General features: G+C 64.2%; 23 protein-coding genes. 8 read left to right on the top strand and 15 right to left on the bottom strand.

Translation table 11 applies throughout. The features are described 5' to 3' along the window. Positions 1-5 precede the first annotated feature (5 nt). The gene (locus JQ627_RS25990) at positions 6-872 is read right to left on the bottom strand and encodes a C40 family peptidase (protein ID WP_212486930.1); all 867 of its coding nucleotides are present in this window, start codon (positions 870-872) and stop codon (positions 6-8) included. Further along, positions 865-2,238, bottom strand: a complete 1,374-nt coding sequence (locus JQ627_RS25985; RefSeq protein WP_212486929.1) for a M17 family metallopeptidase — start codon at positions 2,236-2,238, stop codon at positions 865-867. The genes JQ627_RS25990 and JQ627_RS25985 overlap by 8 nt, the downstream gene beginning before the upstream one ends. A 220-nt stretch (positions 2,239-2,458) precedes the next feature. On the opposite strand from JQ627_RS25985, the gene JQ627_RS25980 reads away from it, so the two are divergent. The 3 genes from JQ627_RS25980 to JQ627_RS25970 all read left to right on the top strand — a co-directional run bounded on the left by JQ627_RS25980 (position 2,459) and on the right by JQ627_RS25970 (position 5,311). Next, positions 2,459-2,662, top strand: coding sequence for a hypothetical protein (locus JQ627_RS25980; protein ID WP_018454690.1), 204 nt, complete (start codon positions 2,459-2,461; stop codon positions 2,660-2,662). Between the two features lie 255 nt (positions 2,663-2,917). After that, positions 2,918-4,405, top strand: a complete 1,488-nt coding sequence (locus JQ627_RS25975; protein ID WP_212486928.1) for a metallophosphoesterase — start codon at positions 2,918-2,920, stop codon at positions 4,403-4,405. A gap of 93 nt (positions 4,406-4,498) precedes the next feature. Then, positions 4,499-5,311, top strand: a complete 813-nt coding sequence (locus JQ627_RS25970) for a tetratricopeptide repeat protein (RefSeq protein ID WP_212486927.1) — start codon at positions 4,499-4,501, stop codon at positions 5,309-5,311. Between the two features lie 62 nt (positions 5,312-5,373). Here JQ627_RS25970 and JQ627_RS25965 read toward each other — a convergent pair whose 3' ends face one another. From JQ627_RS25965 to JQ627_RS25920, 10 genes are all read right to left on the bottom strand, one after another. Continuing rightward, entirely contained in the window at positions 5,374-6,348 is a 975-nt protein-coding gene (locus tag JQ627_RS25965; RefSeq protein ID WP_212486926.1) for a type II secretion system F family protein, read from the bottom strand. 9 nt (positions 6,349-6,357) lie between these two features. Further along, a complete protein-coding gene (locus tag JQ627_RS25960) occupies positions 6,358-7,335 on the bottom strand; it encodes a type II secretion system F family protein (RefSeq protein WP_212486925.1) in 978 nt (325 codons plus the stop codon). Between the two features lie 16 nt (positions 7,336-7,351). Further along, the gene (locus tag JQ627_RS25955; protein ID WP_212486924.1) at positions 7,352-8,815 is read right to left on the bottom strand and encodes a CpaF family protein; all 1,464 of its coding nucleotides are present in this window, start codon (positions 8,813-8,815) and stop codon (positions 7,352-7,354) included. A 21-nt stretch (positions 8,816-8,836) separates the two neighbouring features. After that, positions 8,837-10,102: an AAA family ATPase gene (locus JQ627_RS25950; protein WP_212486923.1), complete on the bottom strand. Its 1,266-nt coding sequence runs from the start codon at positions 10,100-10,102 to the stop codon at positions 8,837-8,839. Then, the gene (locus JQ627_RS25945) at positions 10,099-10,833 is read right to left on the bottom strand and encodes a CpaD family pilus assembly protein (RefSeq protein ID WP_212486922.1); all 735 of its coding nucleotides are present in this window, start codon (positions 10,831-10,833) and stop codon (positions 10,099-10,101) included. The genes JQ627_RS25950 and JQ627_RS25945 overlap by 4 nt, the downstream gene beginning before the upstream one ends. A 20-nt stretch (positions 10,834-10,853) precedes the next feature. Next, a complete protein-coding gene (locus JQ627_RS25940; protein WP_212486921.1) occupies positions 10,854-12,329 on the bottom strand; it encodes a type II and III secretion system protein family protein in 1,476 nt (491 codons plus the stop codon). 11 nt (positions 12,330-12,340) lie between these two features. Beyond that, complete coding sequence (cpaB, locus tag JQ627_RS25935) at positions 12,341-13,138, bottom strand: Flp pilus assembly protein CpaB (protein ID WP_212486920.1); 798 nt, start codon at positions 13,136-13,138, stop codon at positions 12,341-12,343. A gap of 127 nt (positions 13,139-13,265) precedes the next feature. Beyond that, positions 13,266-13,790: a prepilin peptidase gene (locus tag JQ627_RS25930; protein ID WP_212486919.1), complete on the bottom strand. Its 525-nt coding sequence runs from the start codon at positions 13,788-13,790 to the stop codon at positions 13,266-13,268. 120 nt (positions 13,791-13,910) lie between these two features. Then, the gene (locus JQ627_RS25925; RefSeq protein ID WP_212486971.1) at positions 13,911-14,051 is read right to left on the bottom strand and encodes a hypothetical protein; all 141 of its coding nucleotides are present in this window, start codon (positions 14,049-14,051) and stop codon (positions 13,911-13,913) included. A 76-nt stretch (positions 14,052-14,127) separates the two neighbouring features. Further along, on the bottom strand, positions 14,128-14,292 hold the full coding sequence (locus tag JQ627_RS25920) for a Flp family type IVb pilin (RefSeq protein WP_166813093.1): 165 nt from the start codon (positions 14,290-14,292) through the stop codon (positions 14,128-14,130). Positions 14,293-14,557: 265 nt separating this feature from the next. On the opposite strand from JQ627_RS25920, the gene JQ627_RS25915 reads away from it, so the two are divergent. The 4 genes from JQ627_RS25915 (at position 14,558) to JQ627_RS25900 (ending at position 17,520) form a co-directional block, all read left to right on the top strand. Beyond that, entirely contained in the window at positions 14,558-15,385 is an 828-nt protein-coding gene (locus JQ627_RS25915) for a sterol desaturase family protein (protein WP_212486918.1), read from the top strand. A 174-nt stretch (positions 15,386-15,559) separates the two neighbouring features. After that, positions 15,560-16,057 (top strand): pilus assembly protein N-terminal domain-containing protein, encoded by a 498-nt coding sequence (locus tag JQ627_RS25910; RefSeq protein WP_212486917.1) that lies wholly within the window; start codon positions 15,560-15,562, stop codon positions 16,055-16,057. A 243-nt stretch (positions 16,058-16,300) separates the two neighbouring features. Continuing rightward, positions 16,301-16,882 carry a TadE/TadG family type IV pilus assembly protein gene (locus tag JQ627_RS25905; protein ID WP_212486916.1) on the top strand — a complete coding sequence of 194 codons (582 nt, stop codon included), beginning with the start codon at positions 16,301-16,303 and terminating at the stop codon, positions 16,880-16,882. Between the two features lie 23 nt (positions 16,883-16,905). Further along, on the top strand, positions 16,906-17,520 hold the full coding sequence (locus JQ627_RS25900) for a TadE/TadG family type IV pilus assembly protein (RefSeq protein WP_249143365.1): 615 nt from the start codon (positions 16,906-16,908) through the stop codon (positions 17,518-17,520). 106 nt (positions 17,521-17,626) lie between these two features. Here the strand turns inward: JQ627_RS25900 and JQ627_RS25895 are convergent, their stop codons facing one another. The 3 genes from JQ627_RS25895 to JQ627_RS25885 form a co-directional block, all read right to left on the bottom strand. Then, complete coding sequence (locus JQ627_RS25895) at positions 17,627-17,839, bottom strand: cold-shock protein (RefSeq protein ID WP_028148374.1); 213 nt, start codon at positions 17,837-17,839, stop codon at positions 17,627-17,629. 267 nt (positions 17,840-18,106) lie between these two features. Further along, positions 18,107-18,394, bottom strand: a complete 288-nt coding sequence (gene infA / locus JQ627_RS25890; RefSeq protein ID WP_007599789.1) for a translation initiation factor IF-1 — start codon at positions 18,392-18,394, stop codon at positions 18,107-18,109. Positions 18,395-18,417: 23 nt separating this feature from the next. Next, positions 18,418-19,989: a DEAD/DEAH box helicase gene (locus JQ627_RS25885; RefSeq protein ID WP_212486914.1), complete on the bottom strand. Its 1,572-nt coding sequence runs from the start codon at positions 19,987-19,989 to the stop codon at positions 18,418-18,420. Between the two features lie 504 nt (positions 19,990-20,493). Here JQ627_RS25885 and urtA point away from each other — a divergent pair. After that, positions 20,494-21,822, top strand: coding sequence for an urea ABC transporter substrate-binding protein (gene urtA, locus JQ627_RS25880; RefSeq protein WP_212486913.1), 1,329 nt, complete (start codon positions 20,494-20,496; stop codon positions 21,820-21,822). Positions 21,823-21,868: the final 46 nt, after the last annotated feature.

Below are 21,868 nucleotides of genomic sequence, written 5' to 3'. Positions count from 1 at the left end.
ACGCCCTACAGCCGCTTGACCGCAACGACCTCGCTGCCGGTTTGCTTGATCCGCGCGATCGCCGGCTCGGTCGGCTCGATCACCGTTGCCATGTGATGCGCGTTGGCGTGGACCATCGTGCTGGCATCGCGGACGATGGCGACGTGACCCTTCCAGAAGATCAGGTCGCCGCGTTGCAGCTTGCCTCTCTCATGCGGCTCCAGCGCGCGGCCAAGGCCCGCCTGCTGCATGTCGCTGTCGCGTGGGCAGCCGATGCCCGCTGATGTCAGCGAGACCTGCACCAGGCCCGAGCAATCGATGCCAAAACTGCTCTTGCCGCCCCAGAGATAGGGCGTGCCGACGAAGCGTTCGGCGACCGCGACGAAATCCGGCTCGAGATGATCAAGCGGTGCGAGATGCGCCTTCGGCAGATATTGTCCGTCGCGCGTCACGGCGAAGATGCCGTCCTCGCGTGCGATCGCGATCTTCGATCCCAGCACGAGCGTCTCGGCCGGTGGCAGCTTGATCGAGGGGCCGGGGAAGGAGAACGTTCGGAGCGCGCTGACCACATGGGTCGGGGCGGTCGATGGCTTCATCAACGCCGCATCGGGCAGCCAGCCGACATAGCCATCGCCATTGAGCTGGCCCCAGGCCCAGCCCTCGCCGTTGCGGTCGTAGACCGTGACGCGCTCGCCGCGCAGCGCCTCGGTCATCAGCATCGCGCTCGAGGACGGCTGCTCGCGCACGGGCGCGACCGGATCGACCACTTCGAATTCCTCGCCCGTGACGAAGCGATCGGCCTGCACCTTGCCTTCGAGATATTTCGCGGCGAGGTCGCCCCGCGCCGGCGTCAGCCTTGGGTCGTGTCTTGGGTCGTGTCTTGGATCACCCATAGCGCTCGCTCAGCAATGTGTAGATGGCGCGCGCGGCCTGGCATTCGCCGCCTTCGGGCCGTGCGGGCTTCGCCGACGGGGTCCAGCCGTAAATATCCACATGCAGCCAGCTTTTCGCCTGCTCGACGAACCGTTGCAGGAACAGCGCGCAGGTGATCGAACCGGCGAAGCCGCCGGACGGTGCGTTGGTGATGGTGGCGGTCTTGGAGTCCAGCCACGCATCGTAAGGCGGCCACAGCGGCATGCGCCACAACGGATCGTTCTCCTTCAATGCGCAACGCGCGACGTCGGCGGCCAGCGTCTCATCATTGGTGTAAAAGGGCGGTAAATCCGGCCCTAGCGCGACGCGCGCCGCGCCGGTCAGCGTGCCCAAATCGATCAGCAGGTCCGGCTTTTCCTCATCGGCCAGTGCCAGCGCGTCGGCGAGCACAAGCCGGCCTTCCGCGTCGGTGTTGCCGATCTCGACCGTGATGCCCTTGCGCGACGCAAAAATGTCGAGCGGACGGAAGGCATTGCCGGCGACCGCGTTTTCCACGGCCGGAATCAGCACGCGCAGCCGCACTTTCAGCTTCGCGTCCATCACCATGCGCGCGAGCGCCAGCACGTTGGCGGCGCCGCCCATGTCCTTCTTCATGATCAGCATGCCGCTCGACGGCTTGAGGTCGAGCCCGCCGGTGTCGAAGCAGACGCCCTTGCCGACCAGCGTCACCTTGGGATCGGTCGGATCGCCCCAGCTGATGTCGATCAGCCGCGGCGCGCGGTCGGAGGCCATGCCGACGGCGTGGATCAGCGGAAAACTCGTCTTCAGATCCTCGCCGATGGTGCAGGCAAAGCTTGCACCGAACTCGGCGGCGAGGTCGTGCGCGGCCGCGGCCAGCTCCTCCGGCCCCATGTCGTTGGACGGCGTGTTGATGAGGTCGCGCGCCAGCATCGCGGCGTCCGCCACACGATTGATCTCGGCCGCGTCGACGCCATCGGGCGGTACCAGCCGGGCCGCGGGGCGGTCGGTCTTGCGGTAGCGGGCGAAGCGGTAGCTGCCGAGTGCAAAGGCGAGCGACGCAAGCCGCGTATCGTGCGGTGCGTTGGCAAAGCGATAGATGCCCGGCGGCAGCAGGCCGGGCAGGACGCCCGGCCGGAACAGGTCGCGCGATCTCGCGCCCTCGTCCTCGAGTCCGAACAGCACTTGCGCGATCGCGCCGTCCGGCGCGGGCAGCGCAAGATAGCCGCCCGGCTTGGCGGCAAAGGCGTTAGCGGTGGCGAACTGGCGTTGCGCCAGCGGCAGCGTCTCGGCGATCTGATCCCAGCTCGACTTGGTGACGAAGGTGATCGGGATGGCGGTGGGCGATGTCTCGAAGACAGAAAGCATTGGCGGGTCCGGATCATCAGATCAAGCAGGTCATACGAACGGACGAGACTTCGCAGAGTTTCGCCGCGGCTGCAATCGGCTTTGCGGTCACCGTTCGGCGACCGGCTACTCGCCGCAAGGAGCCCATGCTAGGTTCCGGCAACGGCTGCCGGATCGACTGGGAAAAATGTGCAGAAGATGACCGGCGGCCGAAGACGAGGCCTGCCGGGAGGAAATTGCAATGGAATTTGTGTGGAGCGTGGTCACATTCATCGGCCAGGCCGTCGAGGCGATTTTCGGTTATGTCGAGCATCACCATTGGATCTTCGCATTTCTTGCCGGCGGCTACGTCTTCTATCTCCACGACCGCTCCGTCCACGCGCGGTTCGATGCGCTCGACAAGCGCATCGACGAAATCCGCAAGCGGCTTGCCATCGAATATTGATCGGGTGAGCGAAACCGTCGCCGGCGGATCTCGTATCGATGCTGAGAACCGGCGTTCACGGAAGCGCGGCCGCGGGGCTTTACTAGCGCTGCGGTTGTGGCATTATTGACGAATATTTTAAATTGTGCCGTGCGGTTCTGCGGAGGTCGAGCGCAAGAACGCGGCGGCCCGGCTTGATGGCCGGCCTAACCTGTTCGTTGAAGGCATTCTTCTCATCGTTTGAGCGGCGCAGCATTCGCAAATGAGCGGCGCAAAATGGATAGAGCGTTCGTTATTGCGCAGATTTCCGACCTGCATCTGGACGGGTCAGGCCGGCTGCTGGCGACGACCGAGGCGCTCAGTGCCGCAATCCGCGAGAGGATGTTTGACTTCGCGGAAGTTCCCGATCGCATTCTGCTGATCACGGGTGATCTGGTGGACGACCCGACGCCGCGAGCACTCGACGAAGCGCTCGCCGTCATCGCGTCCTTCCGGCAGACCGGACTGTTCACCGACATCCAGGCGGTCGCGGGCAATCACGACGTCAAGCGCCCGGGCAAGCGTGCGGGCCGTCACGACGTCTACGATTATTTGCATCTGCCGCGGCGCTCGAAGAGCGTCTATTACCGCCAGGCTGGCCTCGATCTGGTGCTGCTGGATTCCAACCGCGCGAGCCTCACGACGCTCGCGAGCGGCAATAGCGACGAGAGCGTCTACAACGCGCTTGTTGCGGATTCCGCCCGGCTGAGCGTCGAGCTCGCGGGCAGCATGGGATCCGTGGGGCGCGCCGACTATGCCGAGCCCGCGGAAAACCTGGTGCGCGTGCTGGCCTTGCACCATCATCCGCTGCCGCAGGCGACCGGCGAAGGAAAGCGGTTTCTCGGCGTGCCCGACGAACCGCTGATGTATCTCGCAGCGCCCGCAACTTTCCTCGAAGCGGCGACGTCGCTCAACGTCAATCTGGTCCTGCACGGACACCGGCATGTCGAGGGGCTGACCCGCTATTCGATCCCGGATCCGCGTGCCACGCGGAGCGAGAGCGGCGAAGCCTTCTGGCGTACGATCTACGTGCTCTCCTGTCCGTCCTCGACCGGGCAGGCCGGCGACGATGCCGGCTTCAACATCATTCATTTTGGCGCATCGTCCCGCGCCGGCCGCACCGAGCACCAGTTCGCGATCACGCGCTATTCGCGGCCGCGCAACGACGGCGTCTTCGGGCTGCTCGACTCGAACCTGCCGGATGGCGTCATCAGGTTGCCGGCAGGACGGGATTTTTCCCGCGATCCCGCCGTCCAGTCGGCGATCGAGATCGCCTCATGTGCGACGCTGAAGCGTGATCAGGTCGCGGCACAGGTCCGCCGGCTGCTGATGCGCCGCGCTTTCTATGCCGACGGCGAGGTGGACTGGTCGAGCGCGCTCCACGCTTATCTCGTCACCTCACATACCTGGGCCGATATCGAGGGCAAGTTCGCGAGATCGGAGCGCAGGGATGACGTCGAGGCGCTGGCCGCGGTGAAGTTGCTGCTGCGCCGGTTGATCGAGCACTGTGCCGGCGTGCTCGGCATTGACGATGTTCAGCTCGACGAGCTCCGTGCGACGCGGCTGGTCAACCGCGACGACCTCCGGCGCGAATGGCCCGGGATGCCGAGCGTGGGCGTGGATGTTGCTCAGGCGCGGCGGAGGTTGCAATTGCTGCACGACCTGAACGAGCCGGTGAGGGTGCTCGGCCTCGATCTGTCCCTCGGTGGCGAGCCGCCGCCGTGAGGGGCAGCGAGGCTGATGTTAACCGGCCGTTAGGGTTAACAGTCTATTGCTGGCGCGTTCGGCTCGATCAATCCGCTCGAGAGTCAAGGCGTCATGCGTCAACGGTTCAGTCTTGTCCGGCTTCTTGCGTCCACCTCGCTGGTCGCAGTGATGGCCATGGGCCTAGGCGGCTGCACGGCCATGTCGAAACTCTCCGACGTCACCGGCTCTGTCGGGCCGCGGACGGAAGCCGCCCCGACCGATCCCGTGCGCGCCGTCGAGGTCTATGGCGAGCGCTACCGTGCCAATCCCAAGGACGCCGACGCAGCGCTCGGCTACGGCCAGGCCTTGCGCGCCAACGGCCAGCGCGCCCAGGCCGCCGCCGTGCTCGAGCAGGCGACCATCGCCAATCCCGGCAACAAGGCGCTGCTCGCGCAGTATGGCCGCGCGCTTGCCGACAACGGCAATTTTCAGCAGGCCTTCGACGTGCTGTCGAAGGCGCACTCGCCCGACAATCCGGACTGGCGCCTGCTCTCAGTGCAGGGCACCGCGCTCGATCAGATGGGCCGCCACGACGAGGCGCGTTCCTATTATGCGAGCGCGTTGAGGATCGCGCCGGGTGATCCCGGCGTGCTCTCCAATCTCGGCCTGTCCTACATGTTGTCGAAGGATCTGCCGAAGGCCGAAGAGGCGTTGCGGCAGGCCTACGCCTCGCCACGTGCCAGTACCAGGGTGCGGCAGAATCTCGGCCTCGTCGTCGGTCTCCAGGGCCGCTTCGCCGAAGCCGAGACGATCGTGAAGGCCGACCTGCCGCCGGACCAGGCCGCGGCCAATGTCGCCTACCTCAAGGAAATGCTGAGCCGCAGCGACGCTCCACGCGGCGCACCGAAGCGGACGCCGGTCGCCTCGCTCAGCCAGCCCGACTGATCAGAACCTGATTAGACAATCCTGAAGCTGCCGGCGGACCGCGCGCGGTCCGCGTCCTAACGTCAGTGCAGCTCGGTGATCTTGATGCCGGTCGGTCCGAGAATGACGACGAACAGCACCGGCAGGAAGAACAGGATCATCGGCACCGTCAGCTTCGGCGGCAGCGCGGCGGCCTTCTTCTCGGCCTCGTTCATGCGCATGTCGCGGTTTTCCTGCGCCATGACGCGCAAGGAATGCCCGAGCGGGGTGCCGTATCGCTCCGCCTGCTGAAGCGCGAGACACACGGATTTGACGCCCTCGAGCCCGGTGCGCCGGGCCAGGTTCTCATAGGCGACCTTGCGATCCTGCAGATAGGACAGCTCGGCCGTGGTCAGGGTGAACTCCTCAGACAGCGCGATCGACTGGCCCACGATTTCGGTGGCGACTTTCCGGAACGCCATTTCGACCGACATGCCGGATTCGATGCAGATCAGGAGCAGGTCGAGCGCATCGGGGAAGGCGCGCTTGATCGAGAGCTGGCGCTTGGAAATCGCATTCTTGAGGAACAGCATCGGCGCCTGAAGGCCGAGATAGGCCGCGCCGATGCAGATGCCGATCTTGATCGGCATCGACTGCTGCATATGCGCGATCAGGAACACGTAGATGATCGAGCCGACGAACAGCGCGAGCGGCGCCACCATGCGGGCGAAGAGGAAGGTGACGTAGGGCGCCTGGCCGCGATAGCCCGCCATGATGAGCTTGTCGCGCGCGGCTTCCTGCGCGAGCCATTTGGTGAGGTTGAAGTCCTCGACGACCCGGGAGACGACCTGCTTCGGCGTTTGGCGCAGCGAGACCTTCTCGCTCTTGTTGAGGCGGTCGCGCTCGCGCTGGCGAATACGCTCGCGCTCGCTCGCCACCGCCTTCATGCGCTTGGAGAGGCCTTCGCCGGCGAAAAGCGGCATCACCAGCGTATAGACGGTGGCGCTGGCGGCGATGGCCGCCAGCAGCATGGTCATGAAGCGGACGTCATGCAGTTTCGAAACGAGAAATTCGACCATACGGCACCGTCAGAAATCGAAGTTGATCATCTTCTTCATCACCATGATGCCAATCGACATCCAGACGACGCAGCCGACCAGCATGAGCTGGCCGGTGGGATGGGTCCACAGAATCGAGATGTAGTGCGGCGTCGTGAGATAGACGAGGAACATCACGATCGGCGGCAGCGAACCGATGATGCCGGCCGAGGCCTTGGCTTCCATCGACATCGCCTGGATCTTTTCCTTCATCTTCTTGCGGTCGCGCAGCACCTTGGAGAGGTTGCCGAGCGCTTCGGAGAGGTTGCCGCCGGATTTTTGCTGGATCGAGATGACGATGCCGAAGAAGTTGGCTTCCGGCAGCGGCATGCGTTCGTAGAGACGCGAGCAGGCCTCGCCGAGCGGCATGCCGATCGCCTGCGTCTCGATGATGGCCAGGAACTCGCTGCGCAGCGGCTCAGGCGAGTCGGCGGCGACCACCTTGATCGACTCGAACAGCGGCAGGCCCGCCTTGATGCCGCGCACGATGACGTCGACCGCATCGGGCAGCGCCGCCAGGAACTTGCTTTCGCGTCGCTTCTTCAGGAAGCTCAGCGCCCAGCGTGGCAGGCCGAAGCCGCCGGCAAAGGCAAGACCGGCGGCGCCAAGCATGCCGCCGCCGACGAACAGGGCGACAGCGAACAGCACTCCCGCCACAACGGCGGACACGATCCAGAATTTCTGTGTCGTCCAGTCGAGTCCTGCCTGCGACAGGCGAACACCGAGCGGAACGCTCTTCTCCTGCTGGCGCCGCGCCTCGAGATCCTTGAGCGACGTCTCGACCTGCTCGCGGCGCGACCGCTGGCTCTTCTCGGTCTGCTTGGCCGCCGGCGCTTCGGCGCGCGCGACCGAGGCGCGGCGGCTTTCCGCCTTCCGTTCTCCGGACAGGAGCGGATAAAGGAACACCCAGGCGATACCGCCGACGGCGGCAGTGGCGAGGAAGGCGAGGGCGAGGACTTGCATGTTCATGGCTGCGCCGATCTGCTCATGTCTTCGGCGCGACTTCCGCCGCATCGAGCGCAGCGGCAAGGCGCTTCTCGTCGCCGTAATAGCGCGCGCGCTCCCAGAATTTCGGGCGACCGATACCGGTCGAGCGGTGCCGGCCGATGATCTTGCCGTTGGCGTCCTCGCCGACCATGTCGTAGAGGAAGATGTCCTGGGTGATGATGGTGTCGCCTTCCATGCCCATCACCTCGGTGATGTGCGTGATGCGGCGAGAGCCGTCGCGCAGGCGCGCGGCCTGGACGATGACGTCGATCGATGCGCAGATCATCTCGCGGATGGTGCGCGAGGGCAGTGAGAAGCCGCCCATCGTGATCATGGATTCGCAGCGTGACAGTGCTTCGCGCGGATTGTTGGCGTGCAGCGTGCCCATCGAGCCGTCGTGGCCGGTGTTCATGGCCTGGAGCAGGTCGAACGCCTCGGGTCCGCGGACCTCGCCGACGATGATGCGTTCGGGGCGCATACGCAGGCAGTTGCGCACCAATTCGCGCATGGTGACCTGGCCTTCGCCTTCGATGTTGGGCGGACGGGTTTCGAGACGCACCACGTGCGGCTGCTGGAGCTGGAGCTCGGCCGCGTCCTCGCAGGTGATGACGCGCTCGTCGTGCTCGATGTAGTTGGTCAGGCAGTTGAGCAGCGTGGTCTTGCCCGAGCCGGTACCGCCGGAGATCAGCACGTTGCAGCGGACGCGGCCGATGATCTGGAGGATTTCCGCGCCCTCCGGCGAGATCGCGCCGAACTTGACCAGCTGATCCAGCGTCAGCTTGTCCTTCTTGAACTTGCGGATGGTGAGCGTGGGCCCGTCGATCGACAGCGGCGGCACGATGGCATTGACGCGGGAGCCGTCGGCGAGGCGCGCGTCGCAGATCGGCGAGGATTCGTCGACGCGCCGGCCGACCTGGCTGACGATGCGCTGGCAGATGTTGAGGAGCTGCTGGTTGTCGCGGAAACGGATGCCGGTACGCTGGATCTTGCCGGCGACTTCGATGTAGACGGTGTTGGCGCCGTTGACCATGATGTCGGCGATGTCATCGCGCGACAACAGGGGCTCCAGCGGGCCGTAGCCGAGGACGTCGTTGCAGATATCGTCGAGCAGCTCTTCCTGCTCGGCGATCGACATCACGATGTTCTTGATCGCGATGATCTCGTTGACGATGTCGCGGATTTCCTCGCGCGCGGACTCGGAGTCGAGCTTGGCGAGCTGGGCGAGGTCGATGGCCTCGATCAGCGCACCGAAGATCGTCGCCTTGACCTCGTAGTAATTGTCCGAGCGGCGGGATTCTATGGCTGGCGCGGGCCGGGCGGGGGCAAGCGGCGGCGAGGCGACGGCCGGCGGAGGCGGCGCGCGCGACACCGCGGGCGCCGAAGCCGGGGCAGGCTCTGGCGACACGGCGCCGGGCTTGGGAGCCCGAGTATCGGTGTCTGTTCCGCTACGCTTACCGAACACTTAACAACTCCATGCGGCGGCTTATTTTCCCCGCAACTTCTCAATCAGGGGTGAAAGCAAGGACGACTTTTGCTTCTTCGTCTCGCTGCGCCCGGTCAGGCGCTGGGCGATCTGAAGGAACATCTCGATCGACTTGTGGTTGGCGGATATCTCCGCGATCATCTGGCCGTTGTTGGCCGCCGAGCCGAAGATCTGCGGTTCGAACGGGATCGAGACGACCGGCTGGCTCTCGATCGCCTTGGCGAACTCGGCGGCCGCAATTTCGGGTCGTTTCGGGATGCCGACCTGGTTCAGGCAGTAGAGCGGAGGCCGATCGTTGGGCCGCGAAGCCTTCAGCAGATCGAAAAGGTTCTTGGTGTTGCGCAAATTGGCGAGATCAGGCGCTGCGACGATCAGGATGTCGTCCGCCCCGATCAGGGCGCGCTTGGTCCAGCCCGACCATTGATGCGGAATGTCGAGCACGATGCAGGGCATGGTGGAGCGCAGCGTGTCGAACACGGCATCGAAGGCGTCGGTGCCGAAATCATAGACCCGGTCGAGCGTCGCTGGCGCCGCCAGCAGGCTGAGATGGTCGGTGCATTTCGACAGCAGGCGGTCAATGAAGGCGGTGTCGACGCGATCCGGCGAGAACACGGCATCCGCAATACCTTGCGGCGGATCCTGGTTGTAGTCGAGCCCGGCGGTGCCGAAGGCGAGGTCGAGATCGGCGACGACCGCGTCCATCGCGAGGTCGCGCGCGATCGCCCAGGCGACGTTGTGGGAGATGGTGGACGCGCCGACGCCGCCCTTGGCGCCGACCACTGCGATGATGCGGCCGACCGCCTTGGCTTCGGGCGCCGAGAACAGGTTGCAGATCGAGCGCACGACGTCGATCGCGCCGACCGGCGCGAGCACGTAGTCGCTGACGCCGCGGCGCACCAGCTCGCGGTAGAGCATGACGTCGTTGATGCGGCCGATCACGACCACGCGGGTGCCGGCGTCGCAGACCGTGGCGAGGTGGTCGAGCCCGGTCAAGAGATCGTTGCGGCCGTCGCTCTCGAGCACGATCACGTTCGGCGTCGGCGCCGAGCGGTAGGCTTCGATCGCGGCGGCCATGCCGCCCATCTGGATCTTCAGATGGGCTTTGCCGAGACGACGGTCCTCGCCGGCCGACTGCACCGCGGCAGCGGTCTCGACGGTCTCGCAGAAAGCCTGGACCGACACGCGCGGCGAGGGGGCAATATGCTCCTCGACCGGTGTCGGCGCCTCGGGCTGCTCTTCTTGAGTCTGGCGAGCGTAGCTGATCATTTGCCGGTGTCGCTGAGTTTGGCCTTGTCGGCTTCAGGATAGGAGGTCGCCGTCGAAGTTCCCTTGCGATACTTCTCGAGGGCCGTGGTGCGACGCGCCGTATAGGACGGCGTTTCAGTCCGCGGCTGCTCGAGGTCCGACGGATTGGCGATCATCGCCGCCATGTTGCGCTGATAGGCGCAGCCGTAATTGTAATAGTCCTTGTTCTCGAACCAGCTCTTGTTCTTGATCGAAGGGCCGATGTCCTCGGGCCACAGGCCACAGGGACCCGCGACCGCGGCGATCTTGGAATAGGTGAGCCGGATCGGCGGCAGGAAGCGCCTGTCTTCCGGCTGGTAGGGGCGAATGTTGACGCCGCGCGGCGGAACGCCCGCACCCGCCAGCATCGCCTGGATCTCCCGCATCGTGTCCGCGACCGGACGCGCGTTGGGCGTGCCGGATGGCACGTCGATACGGATGGCGCCGGTGCCTTCGTGCAGCCAGGCCGAGGCGACGCCCATCACGTCGGCGCGCTGGGTGGCCGTCAATCCGCCGCGGGCGTGGCCGACGAAGACGACGATCGAGCGGTTCTGCTCCTCGATCGCGATCGGATGGCGCTGCTTGTAATCGTCGGGGATGGAGGCCGTGACCTCTTGGTCGTGCTGGCAGCCGCCGAGGGCGAGCGCCATGCCGACGAGCGCGCCACCGAGACGGATGGCGCGTTTGCGAATCTGGGGTGGTCTTGTGATCATCGTGAAGTCCCCGTTCCGCCTCAGTCGGTAATGAAGCCGTAGGTGCCGCGGTAGTTCTTGGCCGGTTCGGTCCGGCCGGGCACGCCGTAGATGCGGTTGATATTGCCGAGCAGCTCGGCCTGCGGATCCGCGGGCGCGGCGAAGCCGTCATCCGGCCGCGACAGGTCCTTTGGCGCCGTCGCGCGAACGACATAAGGTGTCACGATCACGACCAGCTCGGTCGCGTTGTTGACGAAGTCGCGGCTGCGAAACAGCGTGCCGAGCACCGGGAGCTGCATCAGCCCCGGCAATCCGCTGACCGCCTGCTTGGTCTGCTGCTGGATCAGGCCGGCCATTGCCATCGCGCCGCCGGAGGGAATTTCCAGCGAGGTCTCGGCGCGGCGGGTCTTGATCGAGGGCACCGTCAGCGAGTTGACCGAGTTCGAGGTTACAGCCTGCGACAGCGTGATCGCATTTTCGTTCGACAGTTCCGAGACCTCGGTCATCACGCGCAGACTGATCTTGCCCTCGCTCAGCACCACGGGGGTAAAGTTGAGCGAGATGCCGAACTTCTTGAAGCTGATCTGGGTGGTACAGACATGCGTGGTGGGATCGCACGCATAGCCCGCCGGCACCGGGAATTCGCCGCCGGCGATGAAGGTCGCGGACTCACCGGAGATCGCGGTCAGGTTCGGCTCGGCCAGCGTCCGGATCACGCCCGCGGTCTCCATCGCGCGCAGGGTCGCCTGCACCGACGGCGTCGAGCCGAATTTCGTGGTCAGGTTGTTGCCATCCACGAGATTGCGGCCAAGCGCCGTGAACGGGTTGGAGTTGGTAAAGCTCACCACCGAGGTGCCGTAGTTCAGGTTCGCGGTAAGATCGATGCCAAGCTGCTTGACGATGGTGCGCGCGACTTCGGCGACCGTCACCTTCAGCATGACCTGGTCGCGGCCGCGGACGATGATCGAGTTCACAACCTTGTCGGCGCCGCCGGCAAGGCGCGCGGCGAGATCGTTGGCCTGCTGCGCTTCCAGCGGATTCGCGGCGGAGCCGGTCAGGACGACGCCGTCGCCGAGCCCGTCGATCTGGATGTCGGAATTGGGCAGGAGCTGCTTCAGCGCGGCCCGCACGCCGTTGAGGTCGCGCTTGACCGCGATGTCATAGGCCGCGATCTGCTGACCGGCGGAATCGAAGAACACGATGTTGGTCTGTCCGATCGCGGCGCCGATGATGTAGGCGCGCTGAGCCGAGCGCACCACCGCGTTTGCGATCTTGGGATCGGCGACCAGCACGTCCTTGATGTCGCGCGGCAGGTCGATCACGATCGACTTGCCGATGCCGAGCGAGAGGAAGCGCGCGTTCATCTGACCGTCGGCCGCGACCTGCGCCACCGGGCGGTAGTCGGCGGCGATCACCGGGGTGAGCAGCGGGTTGAGCGTCAGCGCAAAGGCGGCCGAAAACGACAGGGCGCGGAACGCGGAGGTTCGCATCGTCGTCAAATCTGCCCTGCATTTCATATCGACAGTCCTCATCGTGCCTTCGCCGTCGCGCTTGGGATACCGTAGCGAATGATCGAAACGCCATCGCGCTTCTGCGCGGAATCATCGAGCGTGATCTCGCTCATCTTGACGTCGACGATGCTGCGCAGCGCCAGCGACAGCGTGCCGCTCTGCCGGGCCGCCGAGAGCGTCGCCGTCTGCGTGGGATTGAGCTCGAGGGTGACGGTCTTGCCGACCACGGCGTTCTGGCCGTCCTTCTCCTTCGGCGCCTGGTCGATCGCCAATACGCGAACATTGGCCAGGATGATCTCGGACGTGACGATGTCCTGGGCGCCGTTGCTCTGGTCGGGGTTCTTGAGGCGGCGCGTCAGAAGCACGTCGACGCGGTCGTTGGGCAGGATGAAGCCGCCCGCGCCGGTCTCCGGCGAGATTTCGGTCGAGATCGCGCGCATGCCGGTCGGCAGGATCGCCGCCATGAAGCCGGAGCCCTCGGCCTTGACCAGCTTCTGGTCCCGGATCGGCTCACCCTGGATGAAGGGGGCGCGCGCGATCGAGCCGGTGACCTGGGTCGCGCCCTCCGGACGCTCGTTGCGGCGAATGAAGGTGGTGCTGGCGGTTGCGGCAGGCCAGGTTTGCCATTGCACGTCTTCCGGCTTCACGGTCTGGCCGAGGCCGATGTCGTTCTTGGCCACCAGGACGTCGACGGTTGGAAGCTGCGCGACGGGAGCCGCTGGAGGCGGCGCAGAGTCCGAGCCGCTCGCCAGGTACGCGGCGACACCGCCGGCGCAGATGGCGACCGTCAGGACGACTATGCGTGCCCTATTCATACGCTTCACTTTCCACAAAACGCCGCGACGCTGCCGCCGCCGTAATCGGCAGTTGACCAGCTATTCGTCAAAGCATGGTTAATGAGGCGTATCTAAATCGCCTTAACGCCGGGTTTACCCGGTGCGTTCAGCGCAGCGCGAGGTGAGCGAGGTCGATTGCCTTCACCCACTCGGTCTCCGGGTAGACCATCAGCGCGCCAAGGGTGAGCGCGATGCCGTAAGGAATACCGCTCTCCTTGTCGTGCAGCCGTGCCAGCCAGGCCTGGCCCGCCAGCCCGTAGGGCAATGGCCATTGCCGGAACTGGAGCAGGAGCAGCGTCAGCGCTCCGCCGAACAGCGAGGCGTAGAGCAGGAAATCCATCAATGGCCCGAAGCCGAACCAAAGCGCGACCGAAGCCGCGACCTTGGCGTCGCCGCCGCCCATCCAGCCCATCGCAAAGCAGGTGAAGGCCACGACGAGGAGCAGAGCGCCGGCGCCGACATGGCTGAGCATCTCGTAAGGCGCCATGCCACCGGCGAAAGCGAGCACGAAGAAGCCGGCGATCAGCGCCAGCGACACGCGGTTCGAGATGGTCATCGTGAAGAGGTCGCTCGCGGCGGCGAAGGCCATCAGGGCCGGGAAGAGCAGAAGGCGCGCAAGGTCGAGGATCATGGGCGGCGTCTTGAGCCTGGGTTCATCGCGGGATCGAAGCGTCGCCGCATGCTAGCCGGCAGTGCTAAACAAACCGAAAACGGCGGCCGCCCCTGAGAGCAGGAATCGCCGGAGGCGCATTCACCAGATGCTGACAATGCGCGCGGCGAGGACGGCCATCGCGAGCAGCAGCGCCAGGCAAACCCAGTACGCCGGCGAAGAGGTCCAGGCCGCCTCCGCCTCGCTCGCCGCAACCGCAGCATCGGTTCTGTACTCGCGCAACGCCACTGGAACTCGCCGCATTCGGAAAAACAAAGGCCCCGGAGGTCCGGGGCTTTTGCCGTCGTTGGTCGGTCGCTTACTTCAGCGAGGTGCTGATCGAGCCGAACTTGGTGTTCAGCGAGCTGCCGAGGTTGTTGACGACGGTGATGATGGCCAGCGCGATGCCGGCGGCAATCAGGCCGTATTCGATGGCGGTGGCGCCGGATTCATCCTTCGCGAAACGCGCAATCAGGTTCTTCATGAACTAAACTCCGTCTGGGGTGTGATCGCCGTTCGGCGCTGTGCTTGACGCGATAACCATGAGAGTCGAGCTCTTTCGGTACAGTTAATTCGATCGGCCAAACCCGATTCCCGCCGGATGCTTTTGCCCAGAGTGAATTTGGCCTTAAGGCCGCAGTTGCAATTCTTGCATTTCCAAATGCCTCAAGCGCGCCGCCGACTTCACCCTCCCTTAAATTTCGCGGAGTAGGCGTAAGCGGGATCAGAAGTCCGGAAGAGAGGCGATGATGTCGAGCCTGCCCATGCAAGTCGCCCTGATGCTCGGCGAGACCATCCAGAAGATGGTCCCCGTCACCTTCGCGCTCGCGGCGGTCTTCACCGTGCTTGAGCATTTCTGGGCCTGCAATCCCGGCGCGCCGTGGTGGCGCAAACGCGAGATCCTCACCGACATCTGCTACTGGTTCTTCGTTCCGGTGTTCGCCCGTACCATGCGGATCGGACTCCTGATCGTCGGTGCCGGTGCCGTCTTCAACATCCACGACGCCGACGGGCTCATTGCCTTCTACGACAATGGTCATGGCCCGCTGGCGCAGTTGCCGCTGTGGGTACAGGCCATACTATTCCTGGTGCTGTCTGATTTCATGCTGTACTGGCTGCACCGGCTGTTCCACGACGGCGGATTCTGGAAGTACCACGCAATCCATCATTCGTCGGAGGAGATCGGGTGGATTTCCGCGGCCCGCTTCCATCCCGTCAATCTCATGCTCGGAACGATCGGCGTCGACGTCGTGCTGCTGATGGCCGGCATCTCCCCGAACGTCATGATCTGGGTCGGTCCGTTCACCACCTTCCATTCGGCCTTCGTGCACGCCAACCTGAACTGGACCTTCGGCCCGTTCAGATACGTGCTGGCGACGCCGGTGTTCCACCGCTGGCACCACACCGCGCTCGAAGAGGGCGGCGACACCAATTTCGCCGGCACGTTCCCGATCTGGGACGTGCTGTTCGGCACCTTCCGCATGCCGGAGGGCAGACTGCCGCAGGATTACGGCAAGGACGAAGCGACCATGCCGAAGGAGATCGGGGGCCAGCTCGCCTATCCGTTCCGACGCTAGGGCGGGGGCCGCGGGGCCGCCGCCTTCGAGAGCCCGCAAAACGCCGGTCCGTTCAAACAATTGCCGGCGAATTTGCGGAACGTTCACGAATTAAGGGCAGGTTAGCGGGGTCGGGCACCGGCTCCGCTGTATCGAATCGCCTCTGCCGGTTTGTGACGTCCCGGGAGTAAGAGTATGCGTAAAGAGTTGATGCGCCGTCATGCGCGCGTTTGTCTTCTGGTTGCAGCCGCGGTGCTGGCATCGCCGGCTGCCGGCCGTGCCGAGCCCACCGCCGACACCATCGCCGTCAATGTCGACCAGGCCAAGCTGGTTCGTCTGCCCGGCAAGGTGGCGACCATCGTGGTCGGCAATCCCCTGATCGCCGACGTCACGCTCCAGCCCGGCGGCATGATCGTCGTGACCGGGAAGGGTTACGGTGCCACCAATTTCATCGCGCTCGACCGGGGCGGTGAGATCCTGGTCGATCGCCAGATCCAGGTCGAAGGTCCGAGCGACCGGCTCGTCACCGTCTATCGCGGGATCGAGCGCGAGTCCTACAGCTGCATGCCGCTTTGCCAGCGCCGTGTGACGCTCGGCGACAGCGACAACTACTTCAACAACACGATGAGCCAGGCCGGTTCGCTGAGCAGCAGCGCCGCCGGCGGCGCCAGCGCGGGCACCAAACCCAACTAGCAAGACGGATCGGTGAGCTTGCCCGGGCAGGATCGTCTGGTCCCGCCCGGACACTCGCGCATGCACGGAAGAGTTCTTCTCTCGCGCGCCTTTGTCCGTGTGCCCGTGCGTCTTGGGTCGTTCGTGGTTGACACATCCTTAACGGCGCGGTCCGCCGGGTGCTGATCGCCTGAAACACTTAAACAATCAGTTTCCGCTATTGAACGGAGCAGATGATCGCCGCTGCTGGGGAATTTTTACGCGATGCCATCGCCTGCACCTACGAGGTTCACACTCCGGAAAGCGCTGCGCCGGTTTCGCGGCAACCGTCGCGGCTCCGCGGCAGTGGAGTTCGCGCTGGTCGCGCCGATCTTCTTCGGGCTGCTGTTCGCCATCATCGAGACGGCGCTCATGTTCTTCGCAGGCCAGGTGCTCGAGACCGTCACGCAGAATTCCGCGCGCGCGATCCTGACCGGCCAGGCGCAAGCGCAGGGCGGCTCGGTGGCGGCCTGTCAGACGGCGGCCAACGTGGTCTCGGCGTGTGATCAGACGACGTTCAAGGCCTATGTCTGCACGCAGATCCCGGCGCTGTTCGATTGCAGCAAGCTTTACGTCGACGTCGTGAGCACCACCTCCTTCAAGACGCTGAGCCTCACCAGCTATGGCGATTCCTGCAATTTCAACCCAACCGGCATGCAGTACAGTGCCGGGACCTCCGGCCAGGTCGTCGTGGTGCGGCTGTTCTATCAGTGGCCGCTCGTCGTCACCGGCCTCGGCCTCAACATCGGGTGCAGCAACAAGCGGCTGCTGGTGGCGACCGCAGCCTTCAAGAATGAACCCTTCTGACGCAGATGGATCTGAGCGGACCGATGCAGGCGATTGCGAATATCTGGACGAATGTCCGTTGCTCCGTGCGCGATTTCGTCGCCGACAGCCGCGCGCTCGCGGCGACCGAATTCGCGGTCATCGTGCCGCTGATGCTGGTGATGTTCTTCGGTACCGTCGAGTTTTCGTCGGCCGTGGCGATCGATCGCAAAGTCACATTGATTGCGCGGACCCTGTCCGATCTGACATCGCAGTCGACGACGCTCGCCGATGCCGACATGCAGAACACTTTCACGGCGAGCATCTCGGTCATCATGCCTTACGACGCCAGCCTCGTGAAGGGCACGATCTCCCAGATCTATATCGATGCCAACAGCATCGCCACGGTCCAGTGGAGCAAGGCTGGCACCATTGCGAGCGGCGCGACGCAAGCGACGCTGGCGACCTCGGTTCGGAAGGCTGGCGACAAGGTCACCACGATCATTCCCGCGACGCTCTTGATACCGTCGAGCTACCTCATCCTCAGCGAGGCGAGTTACACTTACACACCGACCGTGGGCTACGTGTTGAAGTCGAGCCTGCCGCTGAACGATCTCTCCTACACGCGGCCGCGCCAAGTCACCTGCGTTCCCTACAACGGCGTACCGTCATCGTGCTGAAATCCGCGAGTTCATCGCGGATGAGAATGAAAAAAGGCCGTGCGTCGCGCACGGCCTTTCCTTTTGCTTGGTCGCTAGAGCCGATCCGGGCCGAAGGCCCGACTGCTCAACCGGCGGCGCGGAGGTTGTCCGCTGCCGACTTGCCGGAACGACGGTCGGCGACGATCTCGTAAGAGACCTTCTGGCCTTCACGCAGCGTGCCGAGGCCGGCGCGCTCGACGGCGCTGATGTGTACGAAAACGTCCTGGCCGCCATCGTCGGGCTGGATGAAGCCGAAGCCCTTGGTCGCGTTAAACCACTTCACGGTTCCCATGCTCACGGGGTAGTTCCTTCTCAGATATGCAGTGTCGAAGCCTACTTTCGCAGGCGGGTTAGATCGAGTTTCTGGAAGGGTCGTCAGCGTGTCTGAACCGGCTGTACCGGTGGATGCCAATGTCGTCCGGCCGAAAATCGATGAGTGATTTTATTGGAATTAAGGCACCAAAACAATCCTGACGTGCACGATTTTTTGATCCGCCGCGATCGACGCGGCGGATCAGCATACAGGTCAGAATTTTACTTCCGCAACCGAGGCGCTTGAAGCGGATCAGCGGCGGCGGAACTGGCCACCGCGCTGTCCGGGACGCGGAGGTCCGCCCATCCCGCTGGGACGTTCGTCCTTGTGGCGGAAAATCAGCCGGCCCTTCTCGAGGTCATAGGGCGACATTTCCACCGTCACGCGGTCACCCGCCAGCGTCTTGATGCGGTTCTTCTTCATCTTGCCGGCGGTGTAGGCGACGATCTCGTGCCCGGCGTCGAGCTGCACGCGGTAGCGCGCGTCGGGGAGGATTTCGGTGACCAGTCCTTCGAACTGGATCAGCTCTTCCTTAGCCATGAATTTCTCCAGGTCGTGGACGGCTAGTGCGAATAGGGTTTGCGGTTCGATTGGCCATTCGGCCGACTCTCGCGGCGCAAAAAGGCCACGCCTTGTATCCCATCAGGCGTCCCGGCGCTATGCGCGGAACGCTGTTCCGGACGGTCGGCTGACGAAGAATGAATCTTGCCACCGGAGCGGCGGCGACGAGATCCCTTCGAGGCCTTCGGGCCGTTGCCGGGCCTTCCTTCAACATGCCGTCCGTCGCCATGGCGGCCTTCACCGGGCCGTCCATCGCCGTGCTTGGCAGCGCTATGGTGGCGCCCATCGGCATGCCTTTCGTCGGTGCGTCGCCCGTCACCGTGGCGCCCCTCACCATGCCGTGCGCCTTGCGGACGCTGGCCGGGGCGGCCCGGCCGGCCCTGTCGTTGCTGCGGTGGGGGAGGACCCGCATCGCGGCGCCCGGCATCGGTCCGGTGATCCTCGCGGGGCAGCGCCACGCGGATCAGCCGCTCGATGTCGCGGAGATAGCTGAGTTCCTCGCCGCCGGCGACCAGCGAGATCGCGGTGCCGTCGGCACCGGCGCGTGCGGTGCGGCCGATGCGGTGCACATAGGTCTCGGGCACGTTCGGCAGGTCAAAATTGATGACGTGGCTGATGCCGTCGACGTCGATGCCGCGGGCGGCGATGTCGGTGGCAACCAGCGTACGGATTTCACCGGAGCGGAACTGCGCCAGCGTCCGCTCGCGATGGTTCTGTGACTTGTTGCCGTGGATGGCGCTGGCGGGGATGCCGGCCTTCTCAAGCGTCTTCACAACCTTGTCGGCACCATGCTTGGTGCGGGTGAAGACCAGCGCGCGATTGACCGGCTCGTCCTTCAGGAGCTTGGTCAGGAAGGCGGGCTTGGCCGAGAAATCGACCTGGACGATGCGCTGGTTGATCCGCTCGGCGGTCGAGGACACCGGGGTGACCGCAACGCGGGCGGGGTCCCGCAGCATCGCGTCGGCGAGCTCGGCGATGTCCTTCGGCATGGTGGCCGAGAAGAACAGCGTCTGCCGCCTGATCGGCAGCTTGGCGACGATTTTGCGGATGTCGTTGATGAAGCCCATGTCGAGCATGCGGTCGGCCTCGTCGAGCACGAGGAACTCGACGCTTCCGAGCTTCAGCCCGTTGCTCTGCACGAGGTCGAGCAGGCGGCCGGGCGTGGCAACCAGCACATCGACGCCTTGCATCAAGGCGCGGACCTGGCGGCCCATCGGCACGCCGCCGATGGCGAGCGTCGAGGACAGGCGAATGTGGCGGCCGTAGGCGTTGAAACTGTCGAGGATCTGGCCGGACAGCTCGCGGGTGGGCGAGAGTACCAGCACCCGACAGGTCTTCGGCTGCGGCTTGATCCGGTTCTCGAGAAGGCGGTGCAGGATCGGCAGCGCGAAGGATGCGGTCTTGCCGGTGCCGGTCTGGGCGATGCCGACGACGTCGCGGCCGGTCAGCGCCGTGGGAATCGTCTGGGCCTGGATGGGGGTGGGAGTGACGTAATTCTCTTCCGCGAGAGCACGCGCGATGGGTTCGGCAAGGCCGAAGTCCTGAAAGGAAGTCAAAAGATGGGTTCTTTCCATGTCGAAAGCGGGCGCCCGGCGCAATCAGCGGGGCACGCGCAATAAGGGTGTCAAATAGACACCTGCGTGTTTGGGGTGTCGGATGGCTTGATGGGATGGGGCAAGCCAGAGGCCCGAAAGGGCTTAAGAACACGCGGCTCGCTACGACCCCTTGATTCGCAAGAGGTCTCGGACCCTCATATGGAACATTCAGGGGGCAGTTTCAAGGCAACGGGGCCTCAAACGGCGATTGCAGTGCAGAAATAGTTATGCCGGAAATTTAGACAGAGTGGCCATTTTGCTCAAAAAATAACCCGTCTGCCGCATAAGCATACATTTTATTCGCTCAAGATTTGGGCAATCGGACTGCGGCGAAAGTTGGATTGCAGCGAAATTATCTAACCTGACCAATGGGTTGGCATGTGCTCAGCCCATGGCATGGTTCTTGCGATTCCATTAATCGCAGGCGGCCGTGGGGCCGTTTCGCAGCGTTTTTCACGTCTGCGTCAGGGAGATGATACACTCATGCTTACCAAATCAACTCACGATATAGCGGCGTCATTTAGCCGCCGCGGCGTGCTCGCCGCGACCGCCGGACTGATGCTCGGTCTGGCTTCATTGACCGGCGCAAAGGCCGCGGACGACACGATCAAGGTCGGCGTCCTTCATTCTCTCTCCGGCACCATGGCCATCAGCGAAACCACGCTGAAGGACACCATCCTCTTCCTGATCGACGAGCAGAACAAGAAGGGCGGCGTGCTCGGCAAGAAGCTCGAAGCCGTCGTCGTCGATCCCGCTTCGAACTGGCCGCTGTTCGCCGAAAAGGCCCGCGAGCTGATCACCAAGGACAAGGTCGCGGTCGTGTTCGGCTGCTGGACCTCGGTGTCGCGCAAGTCGGTGCTCCCGGTGTTCAAGGAGCTGAACAACATCCTGTTCTACCCCGTGCAGTACGAGGGCGAGGAGAGCGAGCGCAACGTGTTCTACACGGGTGCTGCGCCGAACCAGCAGGCGATCCCCGCCGTCGACTATCTGATGAAGGACGAGAAGGTGAAGCGCTGGGTGCTTGCGGGCACCGACTACGTCTATCCGCGAACCACCAACAAGATCCTGGAAGCCTACCTGAAGTCGAAGGGGGTCGCCCAGGAAGACATCATGATCAACTACACGCCGTTCGGTCATTCCGACTGGCAGACGATCGTGGCCGACATCAAGAAGTTCGGCTCGGCCGGCAAGAAGACCGCGGTGGTCTCGACCATCAACGGCGACGCCAACGTTCCCTTCTACAAGGAGCTCGGCAACCAGGGCATCAAGGCCAAGGACATCCCGGTGGTCGCGTTCTCGGTGGGTGAGGAAGAGCTCGCCGGTATCGACACCAAGCCGCTGGTCGGCCATCTCGCCGCCTGGAACTACTTCGAGTCGATCAAGACCAAGGACGGATCGAACGAGAAGTTCATCAAGGACTGGCAGGCCTACACCAAGAATCCGAAGCGCGTGACCAACGATCCGATGGAAGCGCACGTGATCGGCTTCAACATGTGGGTGAAGGCCGTCGAGAAGGTGAAGTCGACCGATCCGGACAAGGTGATCGACGCACTTCCCGGCATCGAGGCGCCGAACCTGACCGGCGGCGTGTCGAAGATGCTGCCGAACCACCACATCACCAAGCCGGTGTTCATCGGCGAGATCAAGGGCAACGGCCAGTTCGACGTGGTCTGGAAGACCCCGGGTCTCGTTGCCGGCGATGCCTGGTCGAAGGAGCTCGACGGCTCGAAGGACCTGGTCGGCGACTGGGTCGGCAAGAAGTGCGGCAACTTCAACACCAAGACCAACAAGTGCCTCGGTTCGGGCTCCTGACCCGGATCTGACGTTCCATAGCACGATCGGAGAAGGCGGCGATCCC

Source organism: Bradyrhizobium liaoningense (assembly GCF_018130785.1).
Classification (GTDB): Bacteria; Pseudomonadota; Alphaproteobacteria; order Rhizobiales; family Xanthobacteraceae; genus Bradyrhizobium; species Bradyrhizobium liaoningense_A.
Note: the sequence above shows the minus strand (reverse complement) of the source record. Positions and strands in the feature narration are given on the sequence as shown.